Origin of the sequence: Streptomyces sp. NPDC056224 (genome assembly GCF_042267665.1) — a bacterium.
Classification (GTDB): Bacteria; Actinomycetota; Actinomycetes; order Streptomycetales; family Streptomycetaceae; genus Streptomyces.
This window is the reverse complement of the sequence record NZ_JBHJTK010000008.1, coordinates 41052-66368: the sequence shown is the minus strand read 5'-3', so window position 1 is coordinate 66368 and position 25317 is coordinate 41052. Positions and strand designations below refer to the sequence as shown.

At 73.3% G+C, this 25317-nt stretch carries 19 protein-coding genes; 7 read left to right on the top strand and 12 right to left on the bottom strand.

What is annotated here, in order from left to right:
- Nucleotides 1–152 precede the first annotated feature (152 nt).
- The 4 genes from ACFCZ1_RS13445 to ACFCZ1_RS13430 all read left to right on the top strand — a co-directional run bounded on the left by ACFCZ1_RS13445 (nucleotide 153) and on the right by ACFCZ1_RS13430 (nucleotide 6774).
- The gene (locus ACFCZ1_RS13445; protein WP_376678515.1) at nucleotides 153–422 is read left to right on the top strand and encodes a hypothetical protein; all 270 of its coding nucleotides are present in this window, start codon (nucleotides 153–155) and stop codon (nucleotides 420–422) included.
- Nucleotides 423–802: 380 nt separating this feature from the next.
- On the top strand, nucleotides 803–1543 hold the full coding sequence (locus ACFCZ1_RS13440; RefSeq protein ID WP_328927608.1) for a response regulator transcription factor: 741 nt from the start codon (nucleotides 803–805) through the stop codon (nucleotides 1541–1543).
- Nucleotides 1540–2616, top strand: a complete 1077-nt coding sequence (locus tag ACFCZ1_RS13435; protein ID WP_376678514.1) for an ATP-binding protein — start codon at nucleotides 1540–1542, stop codon at nucleotides 2614–2616. The genes ACFCZ1_RS13440 and ACFCZ1_RS13435 overlap by 4 nt, the downstream gene beginning before the upstream one ends.
- A 270-nt stretch (nucleotides 2617–2886) precedes the next feature.
- Complete coding sequence (locus tag ACFCZ1_RS13430; RefSeq protein WP_376678513.1) at nucleotides 2887–6774, top strand: multifunctional oxoglutarate decarboxylase/oxoglutarate dehydrogenase thiamine pyrophosphate-binding subunit/dihydrolipoyllysine-residue succinyltransferase subunit; 3888 nt, start codon at nucleotides 2887–2889, stop codon at nucleotides 6772–6774.
- 220 nt (nucleotides 6775–6994) lie between these two features.
- Here ACFCZ1_RS13430 and fxsT read toward each other — a convergent pair whose 3' ends face one another.
- The 7 genes from fxsT to ACFCZ1_RS13395 form a co-directional block, all read right to left on the bottom strand.
- Entirely contained in the window at nucleotides 6995–9997 is a 3003-nt protein-coding gene (gene fxsT / locus ACFCZ1_RS13425; RefSeq protein WP_376678512.1) for an FxSxx-COOH system tetratricopeptide repeat protein, read from the bottom strand.
- A 64-nt stretch (nucleotides 9998–10061) separates the two neighbouring features.
- Nucleotides 10062–11318, bottom strand: coding sequence for an HEXXH motif domain-containing protein (locus ACFCZ1_RS13420; RefSeq protein WP_376678511.1), 1257 nt, complete (start codon nucleotides 11316–11318; stop codon nucleotides 10062–10064).
- A complete protein-coding gene (locus tag ACFCZ1_RS13415) occupies nucleotides 11315–12637 on the bottom strand; it encodes an FxsB family cyclophane-forming radical SAM/SPASM peptide maturase (RefSeq protein ID WP_376678510.1) in 1323 nt (440 codons plus the stop codon). Before ACFCZ1_RS13415 ends, ACFCZ1_RS13420 begins: the two co-directional genes overlap by 4 nt.
- Before the next feature lie 128 nt (nucleotides 12638–12765).
- The gene (gene fxsA, locus ACFCZ1_RS13410; protein ID WP_376678509.1) at nucleotides 12766–12960 is read right to left on the bottom strand and encodes an FxSxx-COOH cyclophane-containing RiPP peptide; all 195 of its coding nucleotides are present in this window, start codon (nucleotides 12958–12960) and stop codon (nucleotides 12766–12768) included.
- 98 nt (nucleotides 12961–13058) lie between these two features.
- Nucleotides 13059–16310 carry an SAV_2336 N-terminal domain-related protein gene (locus ACFCZ1_RS13405; RefSeq protein ID WP_376678508.1) on the bottom strand — a complete coding sequence of 1084 codons (3252 nt, stop codon included), beginning with the start codon at nucleotides 16308–16310 and terminating at the stop codon, nucleotides 13059–13061.
- Nucleotides 16311–16373: 63 nt separating this feature from the next.
- Nucleotides 16374–17429, bottom strand: a complete 1056-nt coding sequence (locus ACFCZ1_RS13400) for an AAA family ATPase (protein WP_376678507.1) — start codon at nucleotides 17427–17429, stop codon at nucleotides 16374–16376.
- 22 nt (nucleotides 17430–17451) lie between these two features.
- Nucleotides 17452–19401, bottom strand: a complete 1950-nt coding sequence (locus tag ACFCZ1_RS13395) for a trypsin-like peptidase domain-containing protein (protein ID WP_376678506.1) — start codon at nucleotides 19399–19401, stop codon at nucleotides 17452–17454.
- Between the two features lie 241 nt (nucleotides 19402–19642).
- Here ACFCZ1_RS13395 and ACFCZ1_RS13390 point away from each other — a divergent pair, with 241 nt between their 5' ends.
- The gene (locus ACFCZ1_RS13390) at nucleotides 19643–19831 is read left to right on the top strand and encodes a DUF6104 family protein (protein WP_328927598.1); all 189 of its coding nucleotides are present in this window, start codon (nucleotides 19643–19645) and stop codon (nucleotides 19829–19831) included.
- An 82-nt stretch (nucleotides 19832–19913) separates the two neighbouring features.
- Here ACFCZ1_RS13390 and sodN read toward each other — a convergent pair whose 3' ends face one another.
- Entirely contained in the window at nucleotides 19914–20309 is a 396-nt protein-coding gene (sodN, locus tag ACFCZ1_RS13385; protein ID WP_030709803.1) for a superoxide dismutase, Ni, read from the bottom strand.
- A gap of 172 nt (nucleotides 20310–20481) precedes the next feature.
- On the opposite strand from sodN, the gene sodX reads away from it, so the two are divergent.
- Nucleotides 20482–20904, top strand: coding sequence for a nickel-type superoxide dismutase maturation protease (sodX, locus tag ACFCZ1_RS13380; RefSeq protein ID WP_376678505.1), 423 nt, complete (start codon nucleotides 20482–20484; stop codon nucleotides 20902–20904).
- Here sodX and ACFCZ1_RS13375 read toward each other — a convergent pair.
- On the bottom strand, nucleotides 20808–21437 hold the full coding sequence (locus ACFCZ1_RS13375) for a CGNR zinc finger domain-containing protein (protein WP_376678504.1): 630 nt from the start codon (nucleotides 21435–21437) through the stop codon (nucleotides 20808–20810). The two genes, sodX and ACFCZ1_RS13375, sit on opposite strands and share 97 nt — an antisense overlap.
- An 82-nt stretch (nucleotides 21438–21519) precedes the next feature.
- Between ACFCZ1_RS13375 and ACFCZ1_RS13370 the strand changes: the two genes are divergently transcribed.
- Complete coding sequence (locus tag ACFCZ1_RS13370) at nucleotides 21520–22302, top strand: class I SAM-dependent methyltransferase (RefSeq protein WP_376678660.1); 783 nt, start codon at nucleotides 21520–21522, stop codon at nucleotides 22300–22302.
- 71 nt (nucleotides 22303–22373) lie between these two features.
- Here ACFCZ1_RS13370 and ACFCZ1_RS13365 read toward each other — a convergent pair whose 3' ends face one another.
- Genes ACFCZ1_RS13365 through ACFCZ1_RS13355 form a run of 3 tightly spaced genes read right to left on the bottom strand, consistent with a single transcriptional unit; the run spans nucleotide 22374 to nucleotide 25080 of the window.
- Nucleotides 22374–23138: an amino acid ABC transporter ATP-binding protein gene (locus ACFCZ1_RS13365; protein WP_376678503.1), complete on the bottom strand. Its 765-nt coding sequence runs from the start codon at nucleotides 23136–23138 to the stop codon at nucleotides 22374–22376.
- Nucleotides 23138–24079: an amino acid ABC transporter permease gene (locus ACFCZ1_RS13360; protein WP_376678502.1), complete on the bottom strand. Its 942-nt coding sequence runs from the start codon at nucleotides 24077–24079 to the stop codon at nucleotides 23138–23140. The genes ACFCZ1_RS13365 and ACFCZ1_RS13360 overlap by 1 nt, the downstream gene beginning before the upstream one ends.
- A 38-nt stretch (nucleotides 24080–24117) precedes the next feature.
- Complete coding sequence (locus ACFCZ1_RS13355) at nucleotides 24118–25080, bottom strand: ABC transporter substrate-binding protein (protein ID WP_376678501.1); 963 nt, start codon at nucleotides 25078–25080, stop codon at nucleotides 24118–24120.
- Nucleotides 25081–25317: the final 237 nt, after the last annotated feature.

The following is a 25317-nucleotide window of genomic DNA, read 5'->3' as shown; positions in this document are numbered from 1 at the left end:
TGTCCACGCTCCGGCGGCCGGGCGGCCCGGGATCCCCCGGACGCCGCGGCGGGGCGCCGCCCGTCATGGCCCCGGCAGATCCGGAGGGATTCCTTCCGCTCTCCGCGAAACCCTCGCCCCGATCCGCCGGATCCGCGCAGTCGGAGCGGTACGTGCGCAGCTGGGACGGGGCCGACGCCGCCGAGTACGGCGAGGCCGCGGCCGACCCGGCCGACGCCGCTCCGGCCGCGCTGCGCCTGCGGACCCCGTGCGGGCCCGGCGAGCACGTCTTCGAGCCCTTCTTGCGGGCGGGCCCCCTCGCCGCCCCCGGGCCGGGACCCGCCGAGGCCCCGGGCCCGCCGGACCGGGTCCCGCCCCTGGTCCGCATCACCGGGCAACGCCCCGCCCCATCCCGCAGACCGCCGGGCGCGCGGCGGCCCTGACGGCCGGCTGCGGCGCCGCCGACCCCGCCCTGCCGGACGCGGCCTTCGGCCGCGCAGTGCCCGAGGACCCGCCTGCCGTGCGAGCTCCCCCGCTCGACGGCGGCCGTCGCGGTCTCGCGCCCCGACGTCCCGACCGGCACGGAGCACCCGGCCCTCCCCCACGGATACGGACTGTCGTTGTAGGGCACACGGACAGTGGGGCGGCGCCGTCGCCCCGCCCGCCGGGTGCCGGTCCAGTGGGGGGCCCGGCACCCGGTACATCCCACCCGCTACCAGGATGATCAGCACAAATGCCCTGTCCGAACCCCGCATAGCCGCAGGCCGGTGCCTCCTCTACGCTGCACCCCACCACGCAGATCTTCATGGGGCGGGACCGGGACATGGAACAGACACACACCACCCACAACGGCGCATCGGCGACCCCCGGCGCCCAGCGGCGCGTGCTCGTCGTCGAGGACGACCACACCATCGCCGAGGCGATCGCGGCCCGCCTGCGGGCCGAGGGCTTCCAGGTGCAGACGGCCGCGGACGGTCCGGCCGCCGTCGCCGCGGCCGAGAGCTGGCTGCCCGAGCTGCTGGTCCTCGACATCATGCTGCCGGGCTTCGACGGCCTGGAGGTCTGCCGCCGGGTCCAGGCCCAGCGGCCGGTCCCGGTGCTGATGCTCACCGCCCGGGACGACGAGACCGACCTGCTGGTCGGGCTCGGGGTCGGCGCCGACGACTACATGACGAAGCCGTTCTCGATGCGCGAGCTGGCCGCACGGGTCCACGTACTGCTGCGGCGCGTGGAACGGGCCACCCTGGCCGCGCACGCGCCGCGCGGGGCCACGCTGCGCCTGGGCGACCTGGAGATCGACCACGCGCAGCGCCGGGTCCGGGTGCAGGCCGAGGACGTGCACCTGACGCCGACCGAGTTCGACCTGCTGGTGTGCCTGGCCGGCACCCCGCGGGCGGTGCTCTCGCGGGAGCAGCTGCTGGCCGAGGTGTGGGACTGGGCCGACGCGTCCGGGACCCGTACGGTCGACAGCCACATCAAGGCGCTGCGCCGCAAGATCGGCGCGGAGCGGATCCGTACGGTCCACGGCGTCGGGTACGCCCTGGAGACCCCGGCGCAGGCGTGAACGGGGCACCCGGGCAGCGCTCCGCCGGGGCCCTGCGGCCCTTCTCGCCGTTCTCGATCAAGACCAAGCTGGGCACCCTCGTGGTGGTCTCGGTCTTCATCACGACGGGCCTGCTGCTGGTGGCCCTGCGCACCGACACCGAGCTGCGGTTCATCACGGTCTTCTCGGTGATCGCCTCGATGCTGATCACCCAGTTCGTGGCGCACAGCCTGACCTCGCCGCTGGACGACATGACGACCGTCGCCCGGGCGATATCCCAAGGCGACTACACCCGCCGGGTGCGCGGCGCGGGACGCCGGGACGAGCTGGGCGACCTGGCTTCCACGATCAACCTGATGGCGGACGACCTGGAGGCGGTGGACCGGCACCGCAAGCTGCTGGTCGCCAACGTCTCGCACGAGCTGCGCACGCCGATCGCGGGGCTGCGGGCGGTGCTGGAGAACGTGGTGGACGGGGTCTCGGCCGCCGATCCGGAGACCATGCGCACGATGCTGAAGCAGACCGAGCGCCTCGGCCGGCTCGTGGAGACGCTGCTGGACCTGTCCCGGGTGGACAACGGCGTGGTCCCGCTGCGCGCCCGCCGGTTCGAGGTGTGGCCGTACCTGTCGGGGGTGTTGAAGGAGTCGGCGCTGGCGGCCGCGGGCCGGCCGGGGCTGTCCAGCGGCTCCGGCGGGCACACCCGCAACGACGTGCACCTGCACCTGGACGTGTTCCCGCCCGAGCTGACGGCGTACGCGGACGCTGAGCGGCTGCACCAGGTGGTGGCGAACCTGATCGACAACGCGGTCAAGCACAGCCCCCCGCACGGCCGGGTCACGGTCCGCGCGCGGGCCGGCGACACGCCCGGCAGCCTGGCGCTGGAGGTGCTGGACGAAGGTCCCGGCATCCCCGAGGCGGAGCGGCACCGGGTCTTCGAGCGGTTCAACCGGGGCAGTGCGCGCGGCGGCGACGGCGGCACGGGACTGGGCCTGGCGATCGCCCGCTGGGCCGTGGAGCTCCACGGGGGGCGGATCGGAGTGGCCGAATCGTCACGGGGCTGCCGCATCCTCGTCACGCTTCCGGGCAATCCGTAGGCGCCGCGTTGACGTAGGGTTCGACTGGGAAGGACATGATCTCGGCCACACGTGCCCGGGGTCCGTCAGGGGTGCGAAGCCTGCAGGCCGCAACCTCGGTGCCGCCTACCCGAACCACACTTGTTTCCCGCCATTCCAGGCGGTGAAACCCGCCGTTCGATGTGACCTGCATGACGGAAGTCCCGCCCGGTCTGCATCTCGTGGTCCAGGAGGCGTAGCCTTTATTCCCGCTGTCCATACCTTGTGAAGCGGAAGAGGGCGGTTGCCGCCGTGTCGCCACAGTCCCCCAGTAACTCGAGCACCACGACCGAAGCAGCAGGAGGCGGGAAGAACCCCGCCTCAGGCTTCGGCGCCAATGAGTGGCTCGTCGACGAGATCTATCAGCAGTACCTCCAGGACCCGAACTCGGTCGACCGGGCCTGGTGGGACTTCTTCGCCGACTACAAGCCGGGGAGTGCTGTCGCTCCGGTGAAGGCCGAAGAGCCGAAGAAGTCCCCTGCGACGACGGACGGCGCCCCCGCACAGGCCGCCACCACCGTCACCGCAGCCCCGCAGGTCGCCGACGCCGCCGCCACGGGGGCGGCGAGCGCCGCAGCCACCCCGACTCCTGCGCCCACGCCTGTGTCAGCTCCTGCCCCTGCTCCTGCCACTCCCTCTGGTGCCCCTGCTGTGACTGTCACCTCCCAGGCCCCGGCCGCCGCACCGGCCGCGCCCGCCTCCTCCGCCGTAGCCGCTCAGAAGCCCGCGCCCGCCGCCGAGGCCCCTGCGGGCCCCGAGCTGGTGACGCTCCGCGGCCCGGCTGCCGCCGTCGCGAAGAACATGAACGCCTCGCTGGAGGTGCCGACGGCCACGTCCGTGCGCGCCGTCCCGGTGAAGCTGCTGTTCGACAACCGCATCGTCATCAACAACCACCTCAAGCGCGCCCGGGGCGGGAAGATCTCCTTCACCCACCTCATCGGCTACGCGATGGTGCAGGCGATCAAGGCCATGCCGGCCATGAACCACTCCTTCGCGGAGAAGGACGGCAAGCCGACCCTGGTCAAGCCGGAGCACATCAACTTCGGTCTCGCGATCGACCTGGTGAAGCCGAACGGCGACCGCCAGCTGGTCGTCGCCGGCATCAAGAAGGCCGAGACCCTCAACTTCTTCGAGTTCTGGCAGGCCTACGAGGACATCGTCCGCCGCGCCCGTGTCGGCAAGCTGACGATGGACGACTTCACCGGCGTCACCGTCTCGCTGACCAACCCCGGCGGCCTGGGCACCGTGCACTCCGTGCCCCGCCTGATGCCCGGACAGTCGGTCATCATGGGCGTCGGCTCCATGGACTACCCCGCCGAGTTCCAGGGCACCTCGCAGGACACCCTGAACAAGCTGGGCATCTCCAAGGTCATGACCCTGACCTCGACCTACGACCACCGGGTCATCCAGGGCGCGGCCTCCGGCGAGTTCCTGCGCGTCGTCGCGAACCTGCTGCTCGGCGAAGAAGGCTTCTACGACTCCGTCTTCGAGTCCCTGCGCATCCCGTACGAGCCGGTCCGCTGGAACCGCGACATCGACGCCAGCCACGACGACGACGTCACGAAGGCCGCCCGCGTCTTCGAGCTGATCCACTCCTACCGGGTCCGCGGCCACGTCATGGCCGACACCGACCCGCTGGAGTACAAGCAGCGCAAGCACCCCGACCTCGACATCACCGAGCACGGCCTCACCCTGTGGGACCTGGAGCGCGAGTTCGCGGTCGGCGGCTTCTCCGGCAAGTCGATGATGAAGCTGCGCGACATCCTCGGCGTGCTGCGCGACTCGTACTGCCGCACCACCGGCGTCGAGTTCATGCACATCCAGGACCCCAAGCAGCGCCGCTGGATCCAGGACCGCATCGAGCGCCCGCACACCAAGCCGGAGCGCGAGGAGCAGCTGCGCATCCTGCGCCGCCTGAACGCGGCGGAGGCCTTCGAGACCTTCCTGCAGACGAAGTACGTCGGCCAGAAGCGCTTCTCCCTGGAGGGCGGCGAGTCCGTCATCCCGCTGCTCGACGCCGTCATCGACTCGGCCGCCGAGGCCCGCCTCGAAGAGGTCGTCATCGGCATGGCCCACCGCGGCCGCCTGAACGTGCTCGCGAACATCGTCGGCAAGTCCTACGCGCAGATCTTCCGCGAGTTCGAGGGCAACCTCGACCCGAAGTCCATGCACGGCTCCGGCGACGTCAAGTACCACCTCGGCGCCGAGGGCACCTTCACGGGCCTGGACGGCGAGCAGATCAAGGTCTCGCTCGTCGCCAACCCCTCCCACCTGGAGGCCGTGGACCCGGTCCTGGAGGGTGTCGCCCGCGCCAAGCAGGACGTCATCAACAAGGGCGGCACGGACTTCACCGTCCTGCCGCTGGCCCTGCACGGCGACGCGGCCTTCGCGGGCCAGGGTGTGGTCGCCGAGACGCTGAACATGTCGCAGCTGCGCGGCTACCGCACCGGCGGCACCGTGCACGTGGTCATCAACAACCAGGTCGGCTTCACCGCCGCCCCGGAGTCCTCGCGTTCGTCCATGTACGCGACCGACGTGGCCCGCATGATCGAGGCGCCGATCTTCCACGTGAACGGCGACGACCCGGAGGCCGTGGTCCGCGTCGCGCGGCTCGCCTTCGAGTTCCGTCAGGCGTTCAACAAGGACGTGGTCATCGACCTCATCTGCTACCGCCGCCGCGGGCACAACGAGTCCGACAACCCGGCGTTCACGCAGCCGCTGATGTACGACCTGATCGACAAGAAGCGCTCGGTGCGCAAGCTGTACACCGAGTCCCTCATCGGTCGCGGCGACATCACGCTGGAAGAGGCCGAGCAGGCGCTCCAGGACTTCCAGGGCCAGCTGGAGAAGGTCTTCGCGGAGGTCCGCGAGGCCGCCGCGCAGCCCGCCGCCGGCGCCCCGGTGCCGCCGGCCCAGGTCGCGCAGCAGTTCCCCGTCCCGGTGGACACCGCGATCTCCCAGGAGGCCGTCAAGCGGATCGCCGAGTCCCAGGTCAACATCCCCGAGCACGTCACCGTCCACCCGCGTCTGCTGCCGCAGCTGCAGCGCCGCGCGGTGATGATCGACGAGGGCACCATCGACTGGGGCATGGGCGAGACCCTGGCCTTCGGCTCGCTGCTGATGGAGGGCACCCCGGTCCGGCTGTCCGGCCAGGACTCCCGCCGCGGCACGTTCGGCCAGCGCCACGCGGTCCTCATCGACCGGGAGACCGGCGAGGACTACACCCCGCTGCAGTACCTCGCGGACGACCAGGCCCGCTACAACGTCTACGACTCGCTGCTCTCCGAGTACGCGGCCATGGGCTTCGAGTACGGCTACTCGCTGGCCCGCCCGGACGCGCTGGTCCTCTGGGAGGCCCAGTTCGGTGACTTCGTCAACGGCGCGCAGACCGTCGTCGACGAGTTCATCTCCTCGGCCGAGCAGAAGTGGGGCCAGACCTCCGGCGTCACGCTGCTCCTGCCGCACGGCTACGAGGGCCAGGGCCCGGACCACTCGTCCGCGCGCCCCGAGCGCTTCCTGCAGATGTGCGCGCAGGACAACATGACGGTCGCGATGCCGACCCTGCCGTCGAACTACTTCCACCTGCTGCGCTGGCAGGTCCACAACCCGCACCACAAGCCGCTCATCGTCTTCACCCCGAAGTCGATGCTGCGTCTGAAGGCGGCGGCGTCGAAGGCGGAGGAGTTCACGAACGGCGCGTTCCGTCCGGTCATCGGGGACACGCGCATCGCCTCCGGTGCGGGTGACCCGAGCGCGGTCCGCAAGGTCGTCTTCTGCGCGGGCAAGTTCTACTACGACCTGGAAGCCGAGCGCGAGAAGCGCGGCATCACGGACACCGCGATCGTCCGCATCGAGCGGCTGTACCCGCTGGCGGGCGCGGAGCTCCAGGCGGAGATCGCCAAGTTCCCGAACGCGGCGAAGTACATCTGGGCCCAGGAGGAGCCGGCGAACCAGGGTGCGTGGCCGTTCATCGCGCTGAACCTGATCGACCACCTCGACCTGGCGGTCGGCGCGGACGTCCCGGCGGGCGAGCGCCTGCGGCGCGTCTCGCGCCCGCACGGCTCGTCGCCGGCCGTCGGCTCGGCCAAGCGCCACCAGGCGGAGCAGCAGCTCCTGCTGAACGAGGTCTTCGAGGCGTAGGCCCCGTAGCTCCCGGAAGGCCCGGCACCCCTCGGGGGCCGGGCCTTCCGGCGTTTCGGGCTGCTCCGGGGGGGTGCCGGCTGCCCGCGGGCCGCCGCGGCCCGGCCGGAGGCGCGGGGGCCGGGCGGATACCCGGGGAACCCGGCTCCGCCCGGGCCCGCTCCTCGGACGCCGGAGGGCCGGATGCGGCCGATGCCGCCCCGCGGCGGGGGGCAGGGCGCTACGGCTGGGGTTCGAAGTCCCAGTAGGGGCGGCTCTGCTGGCGGGCCGAGACCGTGTGGACGTGTTGCGGGCCCAGGGTGCGGATGAGGCCCTTGATGCCCGCTTCCTCGTGCTTGCCCGCCTCCGCGTCCTCCCGTACCGACCGGAGGTCCGCGGCCAGCGCGATCTGCGCGCTCAGCGTCATGGGGTGGTCCGGGCCCAGCACCTGCTCGGCGGCGCGCAGGGTCTCCCGGCTCAGGTCCAGCGCGTCCTCCAGGCGCCCTGTGATGTTGCGGTGCCCGGTGGCGTTCAGGGCGCAGCCCAGCGTCCACGGGTGCCGGTCGCCCAGGGCCCCCCGCATGCCGACCAGCGCCTGCTCGGCGAGCGAGAGGGCCTCCGCCCGCTCGCCCTGGGCCCGCAGCACCAGGCCGAGGTTGCCGACCGTGCCGATGCTGTACGGGTGGGCGAGGCCCAGTTGGGACTGGTAGCCGCGGACCACGTCCTCGGAGATCCGGCGGGCCTCGCCGATGTCCCCGTACTCCCTGAGGTAGGTGGCGTAGTCGGAGGCCACCATCAGCGTCCACGGGTAGTCGACCCCGAAGACCCGCGTGGCCCGCTCCCAGACGGCCCGCAGCCGCATGCCCGCACCGGGGATGTCCCCGGAACGCCGCAGGCACAGCCCGAGGTTGTGCTCGGCGCGCAGGGTCTGCGGGTGGCCCAGCCCCAGCACCTGGGTGTTGAGCTTGAGCCCCTGCTCCTGCCGGGTCTGCGCCTCCCGGTAGCGGCCCATCATCCGCAGCCCCATGGCGCAGGCGATGCCGGAGGAGAGGGTGGAGATGTGCTGGGCCCGCAGCACCCGCTCGCGGCGGCGCAGGGTGTCCAGGTCGAGGTCGTACGCGTCCTGGTAGCGGCCGAGCAGCCGGTAGGTGGCGGCCAGGTTGTTCTGGGCGCCGAGCGTCGTCGAGTCGTCCTCCCCGAGCAGTTCGCGGTACGTGGCCAGGCAGTGCTCGAAGATCGTGCGGGCCGGCTCGAACTTGGCGATGCACAGCAGGACTCCGCCGTAGGCGCTGCTGGCGCGCAGGGTCTCCAGGTCGCGCTCGCCGCGTTCCCCGGCGAGCCGGTCGGCGACGGCCTTGGTGAGGGTCTCGGCGCGGCGGAAGAGACCGAGGTTGCGCAGGGCTCCGCCGTACTGGTAGCTGAGCTCGCGGACCTTGGGGTGGTCCTCGCCGAGCATGGCGCGCCAGGCGTGGTCGGTCTCCTCGCAGAGCCGCAGGCAGGTGCGGTACTCCCCGGCGAGGATCAGGTAGCGCAGGCAGTGCAGCAGGAAGTTCTGGATGCGCGGGTTGCTGCTGGTCAGCACCCCGGCGGTGGCCAGGTGCGGGATGAGCTCGGCGTACCGGGGCCAGAGCCGGGAGTCGGAGGGCCGGCCGGGGTCGGCGGCGGCGAGGACCTGGCGGACGGCGCGGGAGAGCGGTTCGGCCTCGTCCTCGGAGAGGTTGTCCCGGACGATGCCGTGGACCATGCGGTGCAGCTGTACGGTCTCCAGTCCGCCGCCGCCCTCCTCCACGGGAAGGTCGGAGTACTCCAGGCGGACCACGGAGAACTGGACGAGTTTGTTGAGGGCCGCGTTCCACCGGATCTGGTCGTTGATCAGCCCGGCGAGTTCCTCGGGCACCTCGTCGGCGGGGAATTCGCGCAGCAGCCGCAGCGGCACCGGCCCGGGTGCGAAGAAGACGAACAGCCGCAGCAGGGCGAGGGCGTCGGGGAAGTTCTCCCGGACGTTGTTGAGCAGTATGGCCAGGGCCGTGGGGAAGGGCAGGGGGTAGTCGTCGGAGACGGTGACGGCCTCGCGGGAGTCCATCCGGCGCTGGAGCAGCGCCAGGTAGTCGCCGACGGTCAGCGGGGAGTCGGCGAGCCAGCCGGCGGTCTGGTCGAGGGCGAGCGGGTAGTCCTCCAGGGCCTCGGCGAGCTGGTCGGCCTCCGCCGCGGTGAGCCGCAGCGCGCGGCGCCGGATGAAGGTGATGGACTCGGGGCGGGCGTACAGCGGCACTTCCACGAGGCTGGTGTGCCGGGAGGCCCATTCGCGGTTGCGGGAGGTGATGATGACGTCGCCCGCGCCGGAGGGCAGCAGGTCGGTGAGGTCGTCGGGGTTGTCGCAGCCGTCGAAGACCATCAGCCAGCGGCTGTACGGGTTTCCGCGCCGCAGCGCTTCCAGGACGGCCCGGATCTGCTCGCCGTAGCTGCCGGCGCCGCGTGGCAGGCCGAGGGCGGGGGCGAGGTCGGCGAGGCGTTCGCGCAGGGTGGGCCGGTCCTCCGCGGGGACCCACCACACCACGTCGTACTCGGAGGCGAAGCGGTAGGCGTACTCGGTGGCGACCTGGGTCTTGCCGACGCCGGAGAGCCCGAGGAGCGTGACCGTGGAGGCACCGGCCGGGGCTTCGGCGAGCGCCGCGCGCAGGGTGCCGATGACGTCGTTGCGGCCGGTGAAGCGCGGGTTGCGGCGCGGGACCCGGCCCCAGATCTCGGGCGGGTCGTTGGGGAAGCGGGGGCCGCGGCGGCCGGTCTCGGTGCCGATCCGGTCGGTGGACAGTTCCAGGCGGCGCAGCACGCGGTACTCCGCCTCGTACGCGTCCAGGCCCCACAGGTCGGTCTTCTCCAGGACGGCGACGGCGCTGGGCAGCGGGGCGTCGGTGAGGCAGACCGCCGCGAACCGGTCGCGGTGGCGGTCGGTGACCTCGCGCAGGGCGGTGTTCCACTCCTCGTCGGTGTGGGTCCCGGCCGAGAAGTAGCGTTCGCTGAGGACGAGGAGGACCCGGCTGCCGGAGCGGGCGAGGTCGTCGAGGGCCTGGGCGAGGCCCGGGCTGTTCTGCGGGTCCCAGCGCTGGAGGGCGACGCGGTGCCCGTGCTCCTCCAGCCGGTGGGCGATCCACACGGCCCAGGGCCGGTTGAACCCGGCGAAGCTGATGACGAAGCGCTGCGGCCCAGCGGATGAGGTGGTCTGTTCCTGCCGACTACCGGTCATGCGGCCGTCTCCCTGAGATCCGGGCAGTGGACGGGACTGAAAAGGTACCGCAGCGGACGGTCCGTCAGCCTTGTGCGAACGCCGCGAGTTCGGGGTGTTCCGCGCACCAGGCGCGGCGCTCGCGGTCGACGGCCCGGCGGGCGGTGGCGTGCTGGTCCCCGGGCGGCGGGAGTTCGTCCATGGCCCGTTCGGCGGCCCTCATGGCATCGGTGAACTCCCGTCCGGCGGAGGTCAGTCGGTCGTCCCCGCGCAGTACGGGCAGGACGGCGGCGACCTGGGCGCGGATCCGGGCGTGCTGGGCCCAGGCGCCGCGGGCCCCGTAGAGGGCGGCGCGCTGCCAGTAGCCGGCCAGGGCCAGGTGGGCGTAGGCGCCGTGCAGGAGTCCCTCCAGCGGGCGGGGGTCGGCGCGCCAGGGGGCCCAGTACCGGGGGGTGCGGTCGGCGGTGTGCAGGGTCAGGACGTCGGCGAGGGCGGTGAGCTTGCCGTGCTGGACCTCGTGCACGAGCGTGGCGGCCAGGGCGGGCGGGGCCTGCGCGCGGGCCAGGACGGAGCCGGCGGCCGCGGGCAGGGTCGCGCCGCTGGAGCGGGAGCCGCCGGCGAGCGGTACGACGGAGCGCAGCAGCTGGACGGTCTCCTCGGCGCGGGCGGTGTCGTACCGCTGGAGCAGGGTGAGGGCGCCGGACCACTGGGTGTCCCAGCGCCGGTGCCCCTTGGGGGTGAGGCGGCGGGCGGGGCGTACGGGGGCCTGCTGCGCGGGGCCGGGGGCCCGGTAGGGGTCGAGGTCGTCGAGGGCGGTCCGGCCGCCGGGCAGGGAGTGCAGGGGGAGGGTGGCGGGGTCCTCGGGGTCCCAGGAGCGTTCGGTGAGGGTGAGCGGGCCCGGCCGGTCCGGGCGCAGGACTCCGAGGGTGGGCAGGACGAGGCGGCCCTGCTGGGGGCGCAGGGTGTGGGTGAAGGACATCCCGGCGCGCAGGGCGGCGGCGGCGGCGAGGGCGCCGAGGTGGCCGAGGTCCGGCGGGGGGCCGTCCGGGGCGTGCAGGCGCCGCAGGGTCTCCTCGGCCCACACCCCCGTGGCCGGGTAGTGCAGGACGTCGCGCACGGCGCCGGGGTCGTGGTGTTCGGCGTCCTCCAGCAGGGCCCAGTGACCGGCGGTCTCCCCGGACCGGCCGCCGGGGGCGGCGTCGAGGACCCCGCGCAGCAGGACCAGGCGCTTGGAGCGGCGGACGTCGCGGACCAGGCGGGTGCCGTCCGCGGAGGGCTCGGTGGAGGCGAGGGCGCGCAGGGTGCGGGAGGAGACGGTGAAGGCGGCGAGGGTGGCGGTCATGAGGCGACCGCCGGGGGGTGGGCGGCGGTGGCGGCCGCGGTGGCGGTGGCCGCGGCCCGCTGGAGGGCCGCGGCGATATGCCGGATCAGGACCTGGAGGTCGGCGCAGTACACGGACGGCTGCCGGAACCCCTCGCCGGCGCGGTAGCGGTGCGGGTAGTGGCCGCCGCCGCACACCTCCACCAGTTCGCAGGCGCGGCACCCGGCGGCGAGCGCGTCCCGCCCGAGCTGACGGGCGGCGAACCCGGGGTGGTCGAGGATCTGGTCGAAGCTGTGGGTGGCGAGGGTCGTCCCGGTGGCGGCGGCGCCCTCGTAGGCGGACTTCAGCGAATCGGTCTGTTCGACGGAGCCGTCGGTCTCGATGACGGCGGTGGCGGCGGGCGCGAGCCCGAGGGTCTCGGTGGCGGCCGGCAAGCCGAGCAGCAGGGCGATGATCTCCTCGAAGACGGGGATCCGGGTGCGCCGCACCCCGTCGTGCCACCAGCGTTCGAAGACGGCGAGGAGCCAGTCGGCGTACGGGGTCGCACCGGGCCGGTGCCCGGCCGGCGGGGAGCTCCAGTTGGCGAGCGGCAGCAGCAGCCCGAGGCTGGGCGGGGCGAAGGCGAGCAGGGACTCGTACGTCTCCCCCGGGTCCTGGGCGAGGTCGATGACGCTGAGCACCCCGGCGTAGCTGTCCGGATGCCGTGCGAGCAGCCGCAGGCCGCGGGCGGCGGCGCCGAACCCGGGGCGCCCCGCGTGGTCCACGCGCCGGGCGTTGTGCGCGGGGAGCCCTCCGTCGAGGCTGACGCCGACGCGTATCCCGGCGGCGGCCAGCGCGGCGAGCCGGCCGCGGGTGAGGAGGGTGCCGTTGGTCTGGACGGTGGCGGTGACCCGGGTGCGCGGGGCGGCCGCGGCCACGGCTGCCCGTACGGCCTCGACGGGCGCGGCCAGCCGGGCGGGCGCGGTGAGCAGCGGTTCGCCGCCGTGCAGCACCAGGTCGACGCGGGTCAGGTCGTGGGCGGCGGCGTGTTCGGCTATCCGCTCGGCGGCGCGGCGGGCGGTGGCCGGGGCCATGACGGCGGGCTGGCCGCGCCAGCTCTGGTCGGCCAGCTCGTAGACGTAGCAGTAGGTGCAGGCGAGGTTGCAGCGGCTGCGCGTCTTGAGCACGAACTGCCGGATCGGATGCGACCGGTGGCCGGCGGCGCGCAGGGCGGGCACGTCGAGCCGGGTGTGGGGCCACGGCGCGTGGCGGGCGTGGGCGTCCGGTGCGGGCAGCGCGGTGCCGTGCGGCGCGGCCTCCGGTACGGGCAGCGCGGCGTCGCTCGTGTCGGTGTGCCTCATCGCCTGCGCCTCCCTCCCCCGGCGGCTGCTGGGAGGTACCCCAGCGACGGTCCATCCCTGCCCTTCGGACGGCCTCGGCTAACGGCGGAAAGCGGTCAAGTGGCGTGCGGCGCGGATACCCGGTCCGGTCAGGCGACGCCCGAGTCGAAGGCGTTGAGGATCTCGGCCGGATGGGTCACCCGCTCGACCATCCCCTCGATCACCTGGGCGAGCACGGGATGGTCGATCCCGCGCAGCGCCGCCAGATCCAGGCCGGAGAGATCCGGCAGCCTCCCCGGGCACCGCTGGACCACCACTGCCACGTCCTGATCCTTCGTCACCATGGGCCGCCCGTCCCCCTGTTGCGTCGACGTTCGATGGTCCACTGCCTTTTCCCCGCCCCCGGCGCCCGGAAACGGGTGCACCGGGGGCGCAGGGCGGCTCAGAGGGCCGCCTCCAGGGCGCTGATCCGCGCGGCGAGCGCCTCGGACCGCTCTTCGGCTCCCGCCTCGGACCACCCCTCGGTTCCCGCCCGTGCCCCCGCGCCGAGCCTCATCCACAGCTCCAGCGCGGAGCGGTACGCGTCCAGGGCCGCCCGGGGCCGGGCGAGGCGCTCCAGGACCTCCCCCCGCAGTTCCTGTACGCGGGCGGCCAGCTGCACGGCGGTGCCGGCGGCCAGGCGCTCCTCGCGGTCGGCCTCCAGGGCGGCCCGCCAGGCCCGCCGGTAGGAGTCCGCCGCCCGGTCCAGGCGGTCCATGGCCCGGGTGTGCCCGTGGATCTCCTGCTGCACGTCCCCGTGGTCCCGCCAGGCGCGGGCCCGCTCCAGGGGACTGCGGCTCTGCCGGACGGCGAGTTCGAGCAGGTACTCCGCCTCCCGCAGGTCGACCGGATCCCCTTCGTAGGCGTGCCGCAGCCGGAGTCCGGCGGCCAGTCTCAGCAGCCGGTGCGCCGCCCCGGGGTCGGACTGCGGCACGGCCGCCCGGCTCTCGCGCAGCACGCGCACGGCGGTCCCGGTGAACCGCCGCCCGTCGGCGGCCCGGGCCCGCTCCAGCAGGACCTCGCCCCATTCCGGCAGCAGCTCGGCGAAGGCCTCCGCGTCCCGGGGGATCAGCCGCCGGGCGCGGCCGTATGCCTCGGCGGCGTCCTCCAGGGCCGCCGGGTCGGCGTCCCGTTCGTGGCGCTCCCGGTGCACGCGCGCCAGGCACACCAGGGCCGCCACCCGCAGCTCGGCGTCCCCGCCGGCCTCCGCGAGGGCCGCGTCCAGCTCCCCGGCCGCCTCCTCCAGCCGCCCGGGCAGGTACCGCAGGGCGCCGGCCAGCTCGACCCGCACCCGTGCGCGCCCTCCGGGACCGGCCGTCCCGTCCGTGGTCAGGGCGGTCGCGGCCAGCCGGGCCGCGGCCTGTTCGGCCAGGTCCGTGCGCTCGGCCGGGTCAGGGGTGTGGGGCAGCAGGGCCAGCAGGACGCGGCCCAGGGCCTGTTGGAGTCCGGGGTGCGCCGGCGCGTCCACGGCGCTGCCGGGCGGGGGCCCGGCGAGCGGTTCCAGGGCGGCCCGCGCCTCGCGCAGCGCGCCCGGGTCCTCCCGCAGGGCGCTCAGCCGGATCAGGGTCTCGGCCCGGCGCACCGCGCTGTCCCGCCGCAGTCCCGGGTCGGCCGAGGCGCCGGCCGCCGCGAACTCCCGGTCCGCGGCGGCCAGCAGCTCCGCGTCGCCCGGGGAAGCGGTACGGACGGCCGCCAGCGCCCGCTCGTACAGCACCCTGCCCCGCACGAACCGGGCCGGCGCGGTGCGCAGGCCGGTCACGGCCCGCTCGGCCTCGGCGAGGAGCCCCGGGTCCCGCTGGGCGGCCCACAGCCGCAGCAGCGCGCCCGCCAGTTCGGTCTCCGCCTCCTCCGGCGGATCGCCGGGCCCGGCCGGGGCCGTCACCGCGCGGCGCAGTACCGCCACGGCCTCGTACAGGGCGCGCGCGTCGCCGTCCGCGAGCCGGTCGCGCGCGGCGCGCACCGCGCCGGCCCGGCCGGGCGCCGGGGGTGTGGCGGGCTCGCGGACCGGCGGGTCCCCGTCCTCCGGCACCCCGGGCAGGTAGCGCCGCACGACCTTGGCCGAGACCTGGGCGAAGGCCTGCGGGAGCTGCCCGGCGGGCGCCCGCTCCGCGGCGTCCTGCGGCGCGGGTCCGGCCGCGGTGGCCGGTGCTCCGGTGAGCTGGGAGACCGCGAGGGCGGGGAAGTTCCGTACGCCCCGCCCGAAGTGGGCCTGCACGTACTCCGAGCAGTGCTTGAGCACGAGGGCGGCCTCGTCCCGCCCCAGCGGCCCCAGCAGGACGTCCTGTACCCCGGGTGCGAACTCGTACCACTGCCCCGGCGCCTCCGCGCTGCGGCGCAGCAGCCCGCTCAGCAGCACCTCGGCCAGGTCCGAGGGCTCGGAGTCCGGCAGCATCGTGCGCTGCACCAGCCGCATCACGGGCAGTGTCAGCGGGGCCGCCGACAGGTAGACGGCCAGCTGTACGGCCCGGGGCGCGGCCGAGGACCTGAACCGTGCCACCAGCTCGCGCGGCGGCCGTACGGCGCGCGGCGGCGGCGGGGGCGCCGCCGGGTGGGCGGCCAGCACCCGGCCCACCTCGGCCGGCACCGGGCCGGTGCCCAGCCCGGCGACGAGCCGGGCCCAGGCCCCGAGGGCGGTCGCGCCGGGGGGCAGCACGGGCACGGTCAGCCCGCCCACGGGCCGGCCGGGCAGCGGCGGCCGGTCTGACCGGAATCTCAGCTTCCCGCCGCTGCCCTCGACCCGGGAGAGCGTGCCCCGCTCGGTCGGCAGCCAGCTGCGGCCCCACAACCGCTGCGGCAGCGGCTGCACGACCACGCACGGGGTGCACTCGGCCCACCGGTGCAGCAGCCGCTGCGCCGTGCCCTCACGCCACAGCGGTCCGGCGCAGTCGGAGACCATCATGGTCAGGGCCCGCCCGGTGGGGTCGCGCAGCTGGTCCCCGGAGCGCAGCCCCTGGCCGGGCACCGGGCCGCGCCCGAGCGCCGCCGTACCGTCGGCGAGCCGGTGCAGGTAGTGGATCTGGACGTCCCGGAAGGCACCCAACCGCTCGCACACGGAACGCAGTTCCTCGAACATGTCCTGCCACACCGCCATCGACGGCGCCGCGTCCATCACCAGCCGTGCGGTGGCCTCGCGCCTGCTGTCGGGCCGGAGCACCGGGACGACCAGCCCGAGGGCCCGGGCGCTGGCCTCGGCGGTGGCCGGCTCGTCGAGGACCATCCGGGTGGGCGGGGCGGGCGGCCGGTGCCGCTGGAGGGCGCGCAGGGCGCGCTGTATCTCCAGGATGCGGGGCAGCGCGGCCGCCCTGGGAACCCGTACGGGCACCCCGCGCTCCCCCGGCGATTCCCCACCGAGCTCCGCCTCGGACTCGCAGCCGCGGCGCGTCCCGGGCGGATAGAGCCTGATCGGATCGTCAGCTTCCGGTTCCACGCGCCCGGGATCCACGGGCGGACTGACCGGATCGTCAGCCTCCGGTTCTGGTACGGACGCCTCCGCACCCGGTGCGGCCCGCCCGGGCCCGCTGATCCGCCCGGCCAGCCACAGCGCGTCGGCGAGCTCCTCGGCGGACGGATCGAGCCCGGCCCGGCGCAGCAGCACGGCCAGTTCGCGGATGCCGGACGGTCCGGCCACGGTGCGTCCCGCGGGCGGACGTCCCACGGGCGGTGGTTCGGCGGGTGGAGGTCCCGCGGGCGGAGGTTCGGCGTGTGGCGGCACGGCCCGTCACCTCGGGCGGTCGAGGCGCTGGATGAGCAGGTCCGCGAGGTCCTCCCGGGTGGGCGGCGCGGCGTAGTGGGTCAGGTAGACCGCGTTGAGCAGTTGGTCGGCGGCGACCAGCTCGGACTGCGAGCGGCTGAGGAACTCCCGGATCAGGTCGGCCCCGAGCTGGGCGGCCTCCTCCCCGAGGTGGGCTCGGACCATGGTGGCGAGCCGTTTCTCGCCGGGCTGACCGAGCTTGAGCTGGATGCAGCGCCGCAGCAGGGCGGCGGGGAAGTCCCGTTCCCCGTTGCTGGTCAGGATGATGAAGGGGAAGGCCCGGCAGCGCACCCGCCCGCCCCGGACGGTCACCTTCGCCCCGTCGTCGGTGAGCACCTGCACCTCGGGCTCGGTGTCGGCGACCCGCTCCAGCTCGGGAAGGGCGAACTCCCCCTCCTCCAGCACGTTCAGCAGGTCGTTGGGCAGGTCGATGTCGCTCTTGTCGAGCTCGTCGATGAGCAGCACCCGGGGCCGCTCGGTGGGCAGCAGGGCGGTGCCCAGCGGCCCGAGCCGGATGTACTTCCCGATGCCCGGAGGCCGGCCGGCACCGGGCGCCCCGCCCTGCGCGCCGGCCGCGGCCCCGCCGCTCGCCGCGATCTGCACGTCCTGGAGCCGGGCGAGGGCGTCGTAGCGGTACAGGCCGTCCTGGAGCACGGTCCGCGACACCACCGGCCAGCGCAGCACCCGGCCCAGCTTCAACTCGTGGGCCACGGCGTGCGCGAGGGTGGACTTGCCCGTACCGGGGAAGCCGGTCACCAGCAGCGGCCGCCGCAGGTACAGCGCGGCGTTGATCGCCTCCAGCTCCTCGGGCTCGGGCCGGTGCATCTCGGCGGCCTGCCGGTGCGCGCCGAGCCGCCGGGCGATGTTGCCGTCGGCCGCGTCGGCCGCGTCGGCCCCGGCCGCGCCGCCCGCCTCCCCCACGGGCCCGCCGTCGAAGTCCCGCCACGGCGGCGGATCGGGCAGGGCGTCGATCCCGTCGTGGGGTTCGCCGACACCTCGGTATATGAGCCACTCGTCGTTCATGGGTGCTGCTCCCTCCTGCCGGTCACAGGTCCCCCTGCAGCGGCTCGTCCTCGGGCAGGGCGCGCGCGGGGTCGTCCCAGACGAGCGTCGCCCCCGCCGCCCAATAGGCGTCCGGGTCGGCCCCGTACGCCCGCCCCCGCAGCGCCTGCAACCGCAGCGGCAGCACCTCCGCCCGGCCCGCGTCCGCCAGTTCCTCCCGCAGCCCGCGGTGGAACGGGGCGCACGACACCCCCGGATCCGCGGGGGGACGGCGGCCCACCACCACTCCGTACCCGGCGTCCCGCACCGCATGCAGCGCGCCCAGCGTGGGCTCCAGCGCCGCCGCCCGGCAGTGCACCGGCACCGCGTTGTCCGGGAGGGCGGCCAGCCAGCCGGGCGCGGGGCTGCGCGGGCGCCCCCGTACGCAGTCGGCCCGTTCGTCGAGCGGCGGCCCCACCTGCACCCGGGCCCACCGGGCGGGCGCGGCGGGCCCGGCGCTTCCCGCCGGGTAGCGGAACACCACCGGCCGCTGCACGCCCAGCGGCACTCCGCCCACCAGTACCCATTCGTCCACCGGTACTCCGAACAGCTCCGATTCGACGGCCACTTCGAGCACGGCCGCCGCCTCGTGGGTGTCGGAGGCGCGGAAGGCCTCGGCGAGCGGGGCCCGTAACGCCTCGGGCAGATCCCGCAGGGTGGCCCGTACGCCCGAGTCCACGGCCCGCACCCGCCCGGGGTGCGCGGGGCCCGCCAGCACGGAGACCTTCCAGTCGTAGACGTCCTCCCAGCCGTGCGCCCACAGCTGCAGCAGGGCCGAGGCCCCGGTCGGCAGCCCGCCGGACGGCTGGGCGGGACCGCGTACGGCCTGCACGGCCGAGGCCCGCCGGCGCTGCTCGCGATCGGCCAGGCCCCGCTCGTGGCGCTCGCCGAGCTCCCGGCGCAGCGGCCGCCACAGCCGCTCGGCGGTGGCCCGTACCCAGTCCCACAGTTCCTCGTCGGCTCCCGGTGTGGGCGGCTCCCGGAAGTCGGCCACGCTCACGTCCGTCGCGTACCGCAGCATGGCCGCGGCCTCCCCCGCCCCGCCCGGCGGGTCGTGCAGCAGCCCCAGCCCGTCGCGCCAGCTGAGCGGGGCCAGCGGGTGCGGGTCCGGCTCCTCCCCGCGCGCCGCCTCCACCAGGGCCCGTACGACCTCGGAGGAGCCCGGCGGGGGCAGTTCGGCCAGCAGCCCGCACAGGGTGGTGCGCTCGCCGGGGGTGAGCCGGCCGCGGCCGGCGTACGGGTCCCCGTCCTCGGCCGGGAGTTCGTCGTGCACGTCCGTCCAGGTCCGCCGGCTGTTGAGGTCGCTGAGGTGCTGGTCGTAGTGGTGCAGGTCGTGGGCCTGCATGACCCGCCGGTAGAGCCCCGTCCGGCCGCGTGCGGGCATCGGCAGGGTGCGCAGCTGCGCGACCGATACGGCGAGCCCGCCGGCGCCGGTGTGCCGGCGGGCCTTGACCACGCCGACCACCTCGCCGCGGGCCAGGTCCACCACGGGGCCGCCGGACATGCCGGGTTCGATCTCGTCGTCGTCGCCGAGCCGGATGGCCGCGCCGTTGCCCGCGGTGCCGCGGAGCCGGGTGGTGCGGCCGGTGATCTCGGGAGTGCCGAGGTCCTCGGTGCAGCCGAAGTACGCGACCTCGTCGAAGCGCGGCCGGGAACGGTCGGTCAGCCAGACGCAGGCGTGCGAGACGGGGGCCAGGACCCGGATCAGCGCCAGGTCGGGCAGGTCCCACATGGCCCGCGGGCCGGGGCGCCGCTCCTCCAGCCGCTCGGGCAGTACGCACTCCACGCGCCCGGTGACGGTTCCGGTGGAGCCGTTGCCCCCGGAGGAGAAGGTGATGCCGACCTCACGCCCCGTCAGACGCACCGCAGCACCCCCTTCGCCGACGACGTGCGCGCACGTCAGGACCCAGCCGGGGGCGATGAAGAAGCCGCTCCCCCAGGTAGGGCCGGTCACAGGGGATCCATACCCGCTCGCCGGGGCGTGGACGCGTACGGTCGCCGCCTGGACGAGGGGCTCCAGAAGCTCGAAGGCGCGCGCGGAGCGGGCCGTGCGCCCTTCCGTCATTCGCGCCCCCCACTCGTGAGGCATCCAGGCTAGCGCCGTGGACGCCACGGGCGGGAGGTCTCACCGCAGAACGGATTATCCTGGCGGGAAACATCCCCCTGCACATCCACATCACGGCACGGAGCCCGACTTGTACTTCACCGATCGCGGCATCGAGGAGCTGGAGAAGCGGCGCGGCGAGGAGGAGGTCACCTTCGAGTGGCTCGCCGAGCAGCTGCGTACGTTCGTCGACCTGAATCCGGACTTCGAGGTCCCGGTGGAACGCCTGGCCACCTGGCTGGCCCGCCTGGACGACGAGGACGACGACACCGAGGACTGAGGGGACACGAGAACGGCCCGGCTGCGCGTGGCAGTCGGGCCGTTCTCGTCAAGGTGCGCACCTGGGTGCACCGGGCGCCGGATCAGGCGGCCTTGGTCTCCCAGAAGATGCGGTCGATCTCGGCGATGAGCTCCAGGGCCTTCGCGCCGGTCGCCGGGTCGTTCGACGCCTTGGCGGCCGAAAGGGCCTTCAGGGTGTCGTTGACCAGCGTGTGCAGCTGCGGGTACTTCTCGAAGTGCGGCGGCTTGAAGTAGTCGCTCCACAGCACCGAGACGTGGTGCTTGGCGAGCTCGGCGCGCTGCTCCTTGATGGTGATGGCGCGCGCGCGGAAGTCGGCGTCGTCGTTGGCCTGGTACTTCTCCTGCACGGCCTTGACGGACTCGGCCTCGATGCGGGCCTGGGCAGGGTCGTACACGCCGCACGGAAGATCGCAGTGGGCGGAGACCTTCGCCTTGGGGGCGAAGAGGCGGGAAAGCATGGAGTGTGTCCTCCTCGTGATCGTCTTCTCAAGGGGGAGGTTACTCGCTCGGAATGCGGTTTTCGCGGTCGCCCCCGTGGGCTTAGGACAAAAGTCCAGCGTCGCGGGCGGACCGGTGAGCGAACGTACGGGGGCTTACGGCAGCATGCGGGGGGTGACGAGGAGGTCGGGCATGGTGGAGAGCGGGCACCCGCGGGGGCGCTTCGGGCTGGTCGACGTGAGCGGGCCGTCGATGGTGCCGACGCTGGTCCACGGGGACCAGGTGCTGGTCCGGTACGGGGCGGCGGTCCGTCCGGGTGACGTGGTGGTGCTGCGCCATCCGTTCCAGCAGGACCTGCTGGTCATCAAGCGGGCGGTGGAGCGGCGGCCGGGCGGCTGCTGGTGGGTGCTCGGCGACAACCCGTACAACGAGACCGGCGACAGCACCGTCTACGGGCCGGTGCCCGGCGAACTGGTGCTGGCGACGGCGGTCCTGCGCATCCGGCCGCGCGGGGAGGATCAGCGTTCGCTCAGGGCCCGGCTCTCCTGGGCGGCCTCGGCGGTGCGTCCGCTCCGGGCGGACCCCTCGGCCTCCAGCCGCTTGCGGGCACGGTAGGCGGCCACGTTGGCCCGGGTGGCGCAGCGGTCGGAGCAGTAGCGCCGGGAGCGGTTGGTGGAGGTGTCGAGGTAGGCGTTGCGGCAGGGCGCGGCCTGGCACAGGCCGAGGCGGTCGGGGCCGTGCTCGGTGACGTGGAAGGCCAGTCCCATGGCCGCCATGGCGGCGTATCCCGCGGAGGCGTTCGAGGGGTGCTCGGCGAGGTGGAGGTGCCAGTCGGGACGGCCGTCCTCCCCGATGGTCTCGTGGCCGGAGACCTGGGGGCTGACGGGGAACTCCATGAGCAGCGAGTTCAGCAGGTCGACGGCGAGGACGTGGTCCCCGCAGTCGGCCGCCTCGAAGACGGCGCGCAGCCGGCCGCGGACGTTGCGGAAGCGGGTCACGTCGGTGTCGGTGACCCGGCGGGCCATCTGCACGCTGGCACCGAACAGGGCGCGGACGGCGTCCACCGAGGTCAACGAGTCCTTGTTGCGGGCCGGCTCCTCGGTGTTGACCAGGCGCACGGCGAAGTCCGAGTAATGGGCCAGTTCCACTTGTAGTCCTTACGGCTGCGGATTAATGTCTCCGGTAACGGCTGAGACGTCTTCGAGGGTATTACGCATGGAGGGGTTCGTGATGGCGGATACGGCGGATACGGCGGAAACCGGCACCGGTCGGCAGGCGTGGCAGGCATGGCAGGACAGCTGGGACCGGCAGCAGGAGTGGTACATGCCCGACCGCGAGGAGCGGTTCCGGGTGATGCTGGACATGGTCGAGGCCCTGGTCGGCCCCGCCCCCCGGGTACTGGACCTCGCGTGCGGTACGGGAAGTATCACGGACCGCCTCCTCAAGAGGTTCCCGGAGGCCACCAGCACGGGCGTCGATCTCGACCCGGCGCTGCTGACCATCGCCGAGGGCCACTTCGCCGGGGACCGGCGGGTCACCTTCGTGACCGCCGACCTCAAGGACCCCAACTGGCGGGCGGCCCTGCCGCACGACACGTACGACGCGGTCCTGACGGCCACGGCCCTGCACTGGCTGCCGAGCGAGGAGCTCGCCGTCCTGTACGGGCAGCTGGCGCCCCTGGTCCGCCCGGGCGGGGTGTTCATGAACGCCGACCACATGCCCGACCCGGCCACCCCGCGCATCGACGCGGCCGAACACGCCCACCGGCACGCCGGCATGGACCGGGCCAAGGCGGCCGGGGCGGTGGACTGGCGCGAGTGGTGGGCCCTGGCGGCCGCCGACCCGGCGCTGGCCGAGCCGGTGGAGCGGCGCTTCGAGATCTACGGGGAGCACGCCGACGGCGACACCCCCACCGAGGCCTGGCACGCCGGCACCCTGCTGGACGCCGGGTTCGCGGAGGCCCGCACGGTCTGGCGCTCCCCCTCGGACGCGCTGGTCCTGGGTCTCAAGTAGGGACCTGGGGTCACACGCGTGAGGGGTGGTACGGGAAACCCGTACCACCCCTCAGCCGTCCGTGGGTGCGACTACAGCACCTTGGACAGGAACGCCTTCGTCCGGTCGTGCTGGGGGTTGCCCAGTACGTCGCGGGGGTGCCCCGACTCGACGACCACGCCGCCGTCCATGAAGACGAGGTTGTCGCCGACCTCGCGGGCGAAGCCCATCTCGTGCGTGACCACGATCATGGTCATGCCCGACTCGGCCAGGTCCCGCATGACGTCCAGGACGTCACCCACCAGCTCCGGGTCGAGCGCCGAGGTGGGCTCGTCGAAGAGCATCAGCTTCGGCTCCATGGCGAGCGCGCGGGCGATCGCCACGCGCTGCTGCTGGCCACCGGAGAGCTGGGTGGGGTAGTTCCCGCCCTTGTCGCCGAGGCCCACGCGGTCCAGGAGGCGTACGGCACGCTCGCGCGCCACCGACTTGGACTCGCCCTTGACCATGACCGGGGCTTCCATGACGTTCTCGATGGCCGTCATGTGCGGGAAGAGGTTGAAGCGCTGGAACACCATGCCGATGTCCCGTCGCTGCGCCGCGACCTCGCTGTCCTTGAGCTCGTAGAGCTTGTCGCCCTTCTCGCGGTAGCCGACGAGGGTCCCGTCGACGTACAGCCGTCCGGCGTTGACCTGCTCCAGGTGGTTGATGCACCGCAGGAAGGTCGACTTGCCGGAGCCGGACGGGCCGACCAGACAGAAGACCTCACGCGGGGCGACCTCCAGGTCGATGCCCTTGAGGATGTGCGCCGCACCGTAGGACTTGTGGACGCCCTCGGCCTTCACCATGGCAGTCGTCATCAGGCCACCGCCTTGCGGTTCGAGAAGCTGGACAGTTTCGCCTTGATCTTCTGCAACGGCGTGGGCGGCAGGGAGCGGAGCGCACCACGGGCGTAGCGGCGCTCCAGGTAGTACTGGCCGACGCTGAACACGCTGGTCAGGGCGAGGTACCAGATCGACGCGACGAAGAACATCTCCATCACCGCGAACGACGTGGACGCGATGTCCTGGGCCGCGCGCAGCAGGTCGAAGTACTGCACGGCGACGACGAGCGACGAGGTCTTGAGCATGTTGATGAACTCGTTGCCCGACGGCGGCACGATCACGCGCATGGCCTGCGGCAGCACGACGCGGCGCATGGTCTGCATCCGGGTCATGCCGAGCGCGTGCGAGGCCTCGGTCTGACCCTCGTCGACCGACTGGATGCCGGCCCGGACGATCTCCGCCATGTACGCGCCCTCGTTGAGGCCGAGACCCAGCAGGGCGGCCAGGAAGGGCGTCATGACCTGGGTCATCTCGTCCTTGTAGAACCCGAGGTTCAGGATCGGGAAGATCAGGGCGAGGTTGAACCAGATGAGGAGCTGCACGTACACCGGGGTGCCGCGGAAGAGCCAGATGTAGAACCAGGCGATGGTGCTGGTCACCGGGTTCTTCGAGAGGCGCATCACGGCGAAGAGGACACCGAGCACCAGGCCCAGGGCCATCGAGGCGACGCTGATCCAGATCGTGTTGCCGACACCACGCAGGATGGTGGGGTCGAGGAGCTTCTCCGGGACGGTCGCCCATCGCACGTTGCCCTGCGAGAAGGCGACGACGAGCGCCACGACCAGGCCGATGACGATCACGCCGCTGATCCAGCGGCCGTAGTGGCGGACCGGGATGGCGCGGATCGCCTCGGGGTGGGCGGTCCCGGCCGGCGGGGTGTCCGCCGGGTCCGGAACCTTGTCGAGCTTGTCAGTCACAGTGACTGCCCTTCAGTGTGCTGCGGTCTGCGCGGAGGTCAGGAACCTGCGTTGATCTTGGCCTCGGTCACGGCGCCGGAGCCCGCGTTCCACTTGTCCAGGGCGGCCTTGTACGTGCCGTCCTTGATGACCGCGTCGAGGGCTTCCTTGAGCGCGTCGCGCAGCTCGGTGTTCTTCTTGTCCACCGCGATGCCGAAGAGGCCGGCGTCGGTCGGGTTGGCGACGGCCTCGAAGTCGTTGCCACCGCCCGCGGTCTGCGCGATGTACGCGGCGACCGGGGAGTCGTTCAGGTCGGCGACGGCGCCGCCGGCCTTCACGCGGGTCTGGGCCTCGGCGTCGGTCGGGAAGGACTCGATGGCGATCTCGCCCTTGCCGGCCGCCTTGCACTTCTCGGACTGGTCCTTGGCGGACTGCTCGTACGTCGTGCCGCGCTGGACGGCGACCTTCTTGCCGCACAGGTCGTCGAGGGTCTTGATGCCCTCCGGGTTGCCCTTCTTGACCAGGATGCCGGTCGAGGCGGAGAAGTAGTCGACGAAGTCGACACCGGCACCGGTCTTGGCGCCCTTGTCGTCCAGGCCCTCCTGACGGGCCTTGGTGTCGGTGAGCGAGGACATGACCAGGTCGCTGCGACCCGTCTGCATGCTGCCGATCAGCGTGTCGAAGGTTCCGGACTCGAACTTGAACTGGACACCGAGCTGCTTGGCCAGGGCCGCCGCGACGTCGGGGTCGACACCGACGATCTTGCCGCCCTCGGTGAACTCCATCGGCGCGTAGGTCGCGTCCGTACCGACCTTGATGACACCCGCGTCCTGGATCTTCTTCGGAAGCTTCGAGAAGAGCGGCGCGCTGCTGTTGTTCGCCTGGCCCGACGGCGTCGTGGAGGCCTTGTCGGTCTGGTCGCCACAGCCGGTGAGGACCAGGGCGCCGGCAACCGCGATCGCGCCGACCGCGGCGATCCGGGACCGGGCGGCGGTCGTACGACGGGTGATGCTTGCGGTCATGAGCTGGTTCCTCCGGCTGGTGGAAAAGCACCGAAAAACGGTCGGGCACACACCATCGAGTGTCGCGACCTTGTGTGATTACGGCATCTTGCCATTCGGACTGGCGCATTCAGGGTGCCTGTGAGGTCAAAATCAGATAACGGACACCCCCGGCCGCCCAACAGGACTGCGGATGCAGGGCCTCAGAGCCGCAGAAAACGCTGCGACCAGGCAGTTTGGGCTCACTATTTGCTGCGC

Bases quoted from the DNA above. Each gene is read 5' to 3' on its own strand.
- ACFCZ1_RS13440 (WP_328927608.1), top strand. From the start codon at position 803: ATGGAACAGACACACACCACCCACAACGGCGCATCGGCGACCCCCGGC.
- fxsT (WP_376678512.1), bottom strand. From the start codon at position 9,997: ATGACCGGTAGTCGGCAGGAACAGACCACCTCATCCGCTGGGCCGCAG.
- ACFCZ1_RS13420 (WP_376678511.1), bottom strand. From the start codon at position 11,318: ATGACCGCCACCCTCGCCGCCTTCACCGTCTCCTCCCGCACCCTGCGC.
- ACFCZ1_RS13415 (WP_376678510.1), bottom strand. From the start codon at position 12,637: ATGAGGCACACCGACACGAGCGACGCCGCGCTGCCCGTACCGGAGGCC.
- fxsA (WP_376678509.1), bottom strand. From the start codon at position 12,960: ATGGTGACGAAGGATCAGGACGTGGCAGTGGTGGTCCAGCGGTGCCCG.
- ACFCZ1_RS13400 (WP_376678507.1), bottom strand. From the start codon at position 17,429: ATGAACGACGAGTGGCTCATATACCGAGGTGTCGGCGAACCCCACGAC.
- sodN (WP_030709803.1), bottom strand. From the start codon at position 20,309: ATGCTTTCCCGCCTCTTCGCCCCCAAGGCGAAGGTCTCCGCCCACTGC.
- sodX (WP_376678505.1), top strand. From the start codon at position 20,482: ATGGTGGAGAGCGGGCACCCGCGGGGGCGCTTCGGGCTGGTCGACGTG.
- ACFCZ1_RS13370 (WP_376678660.1), top strand. From the start codon at position 21,520: ATGGCGGATACGGCGGATACGGCGGAAACCGGCACCGGTCGGCAGGCG.
- ACFCZ1_RS13365 (WP_376678503.1), bottom strand. From the start codon at position 23,138: ATGACGACTGCCATGGTGAAGGCCGAGGGCGTCCACAAGTCCTACGGT.
- ACFCZ1_RS13355 (WP_376678501.1), bottom strand. From the start codon at position 25,080: ATGACCGCAAGCATCACCCGTCGTACGACCGCCGCCCGGTCCCGGATC.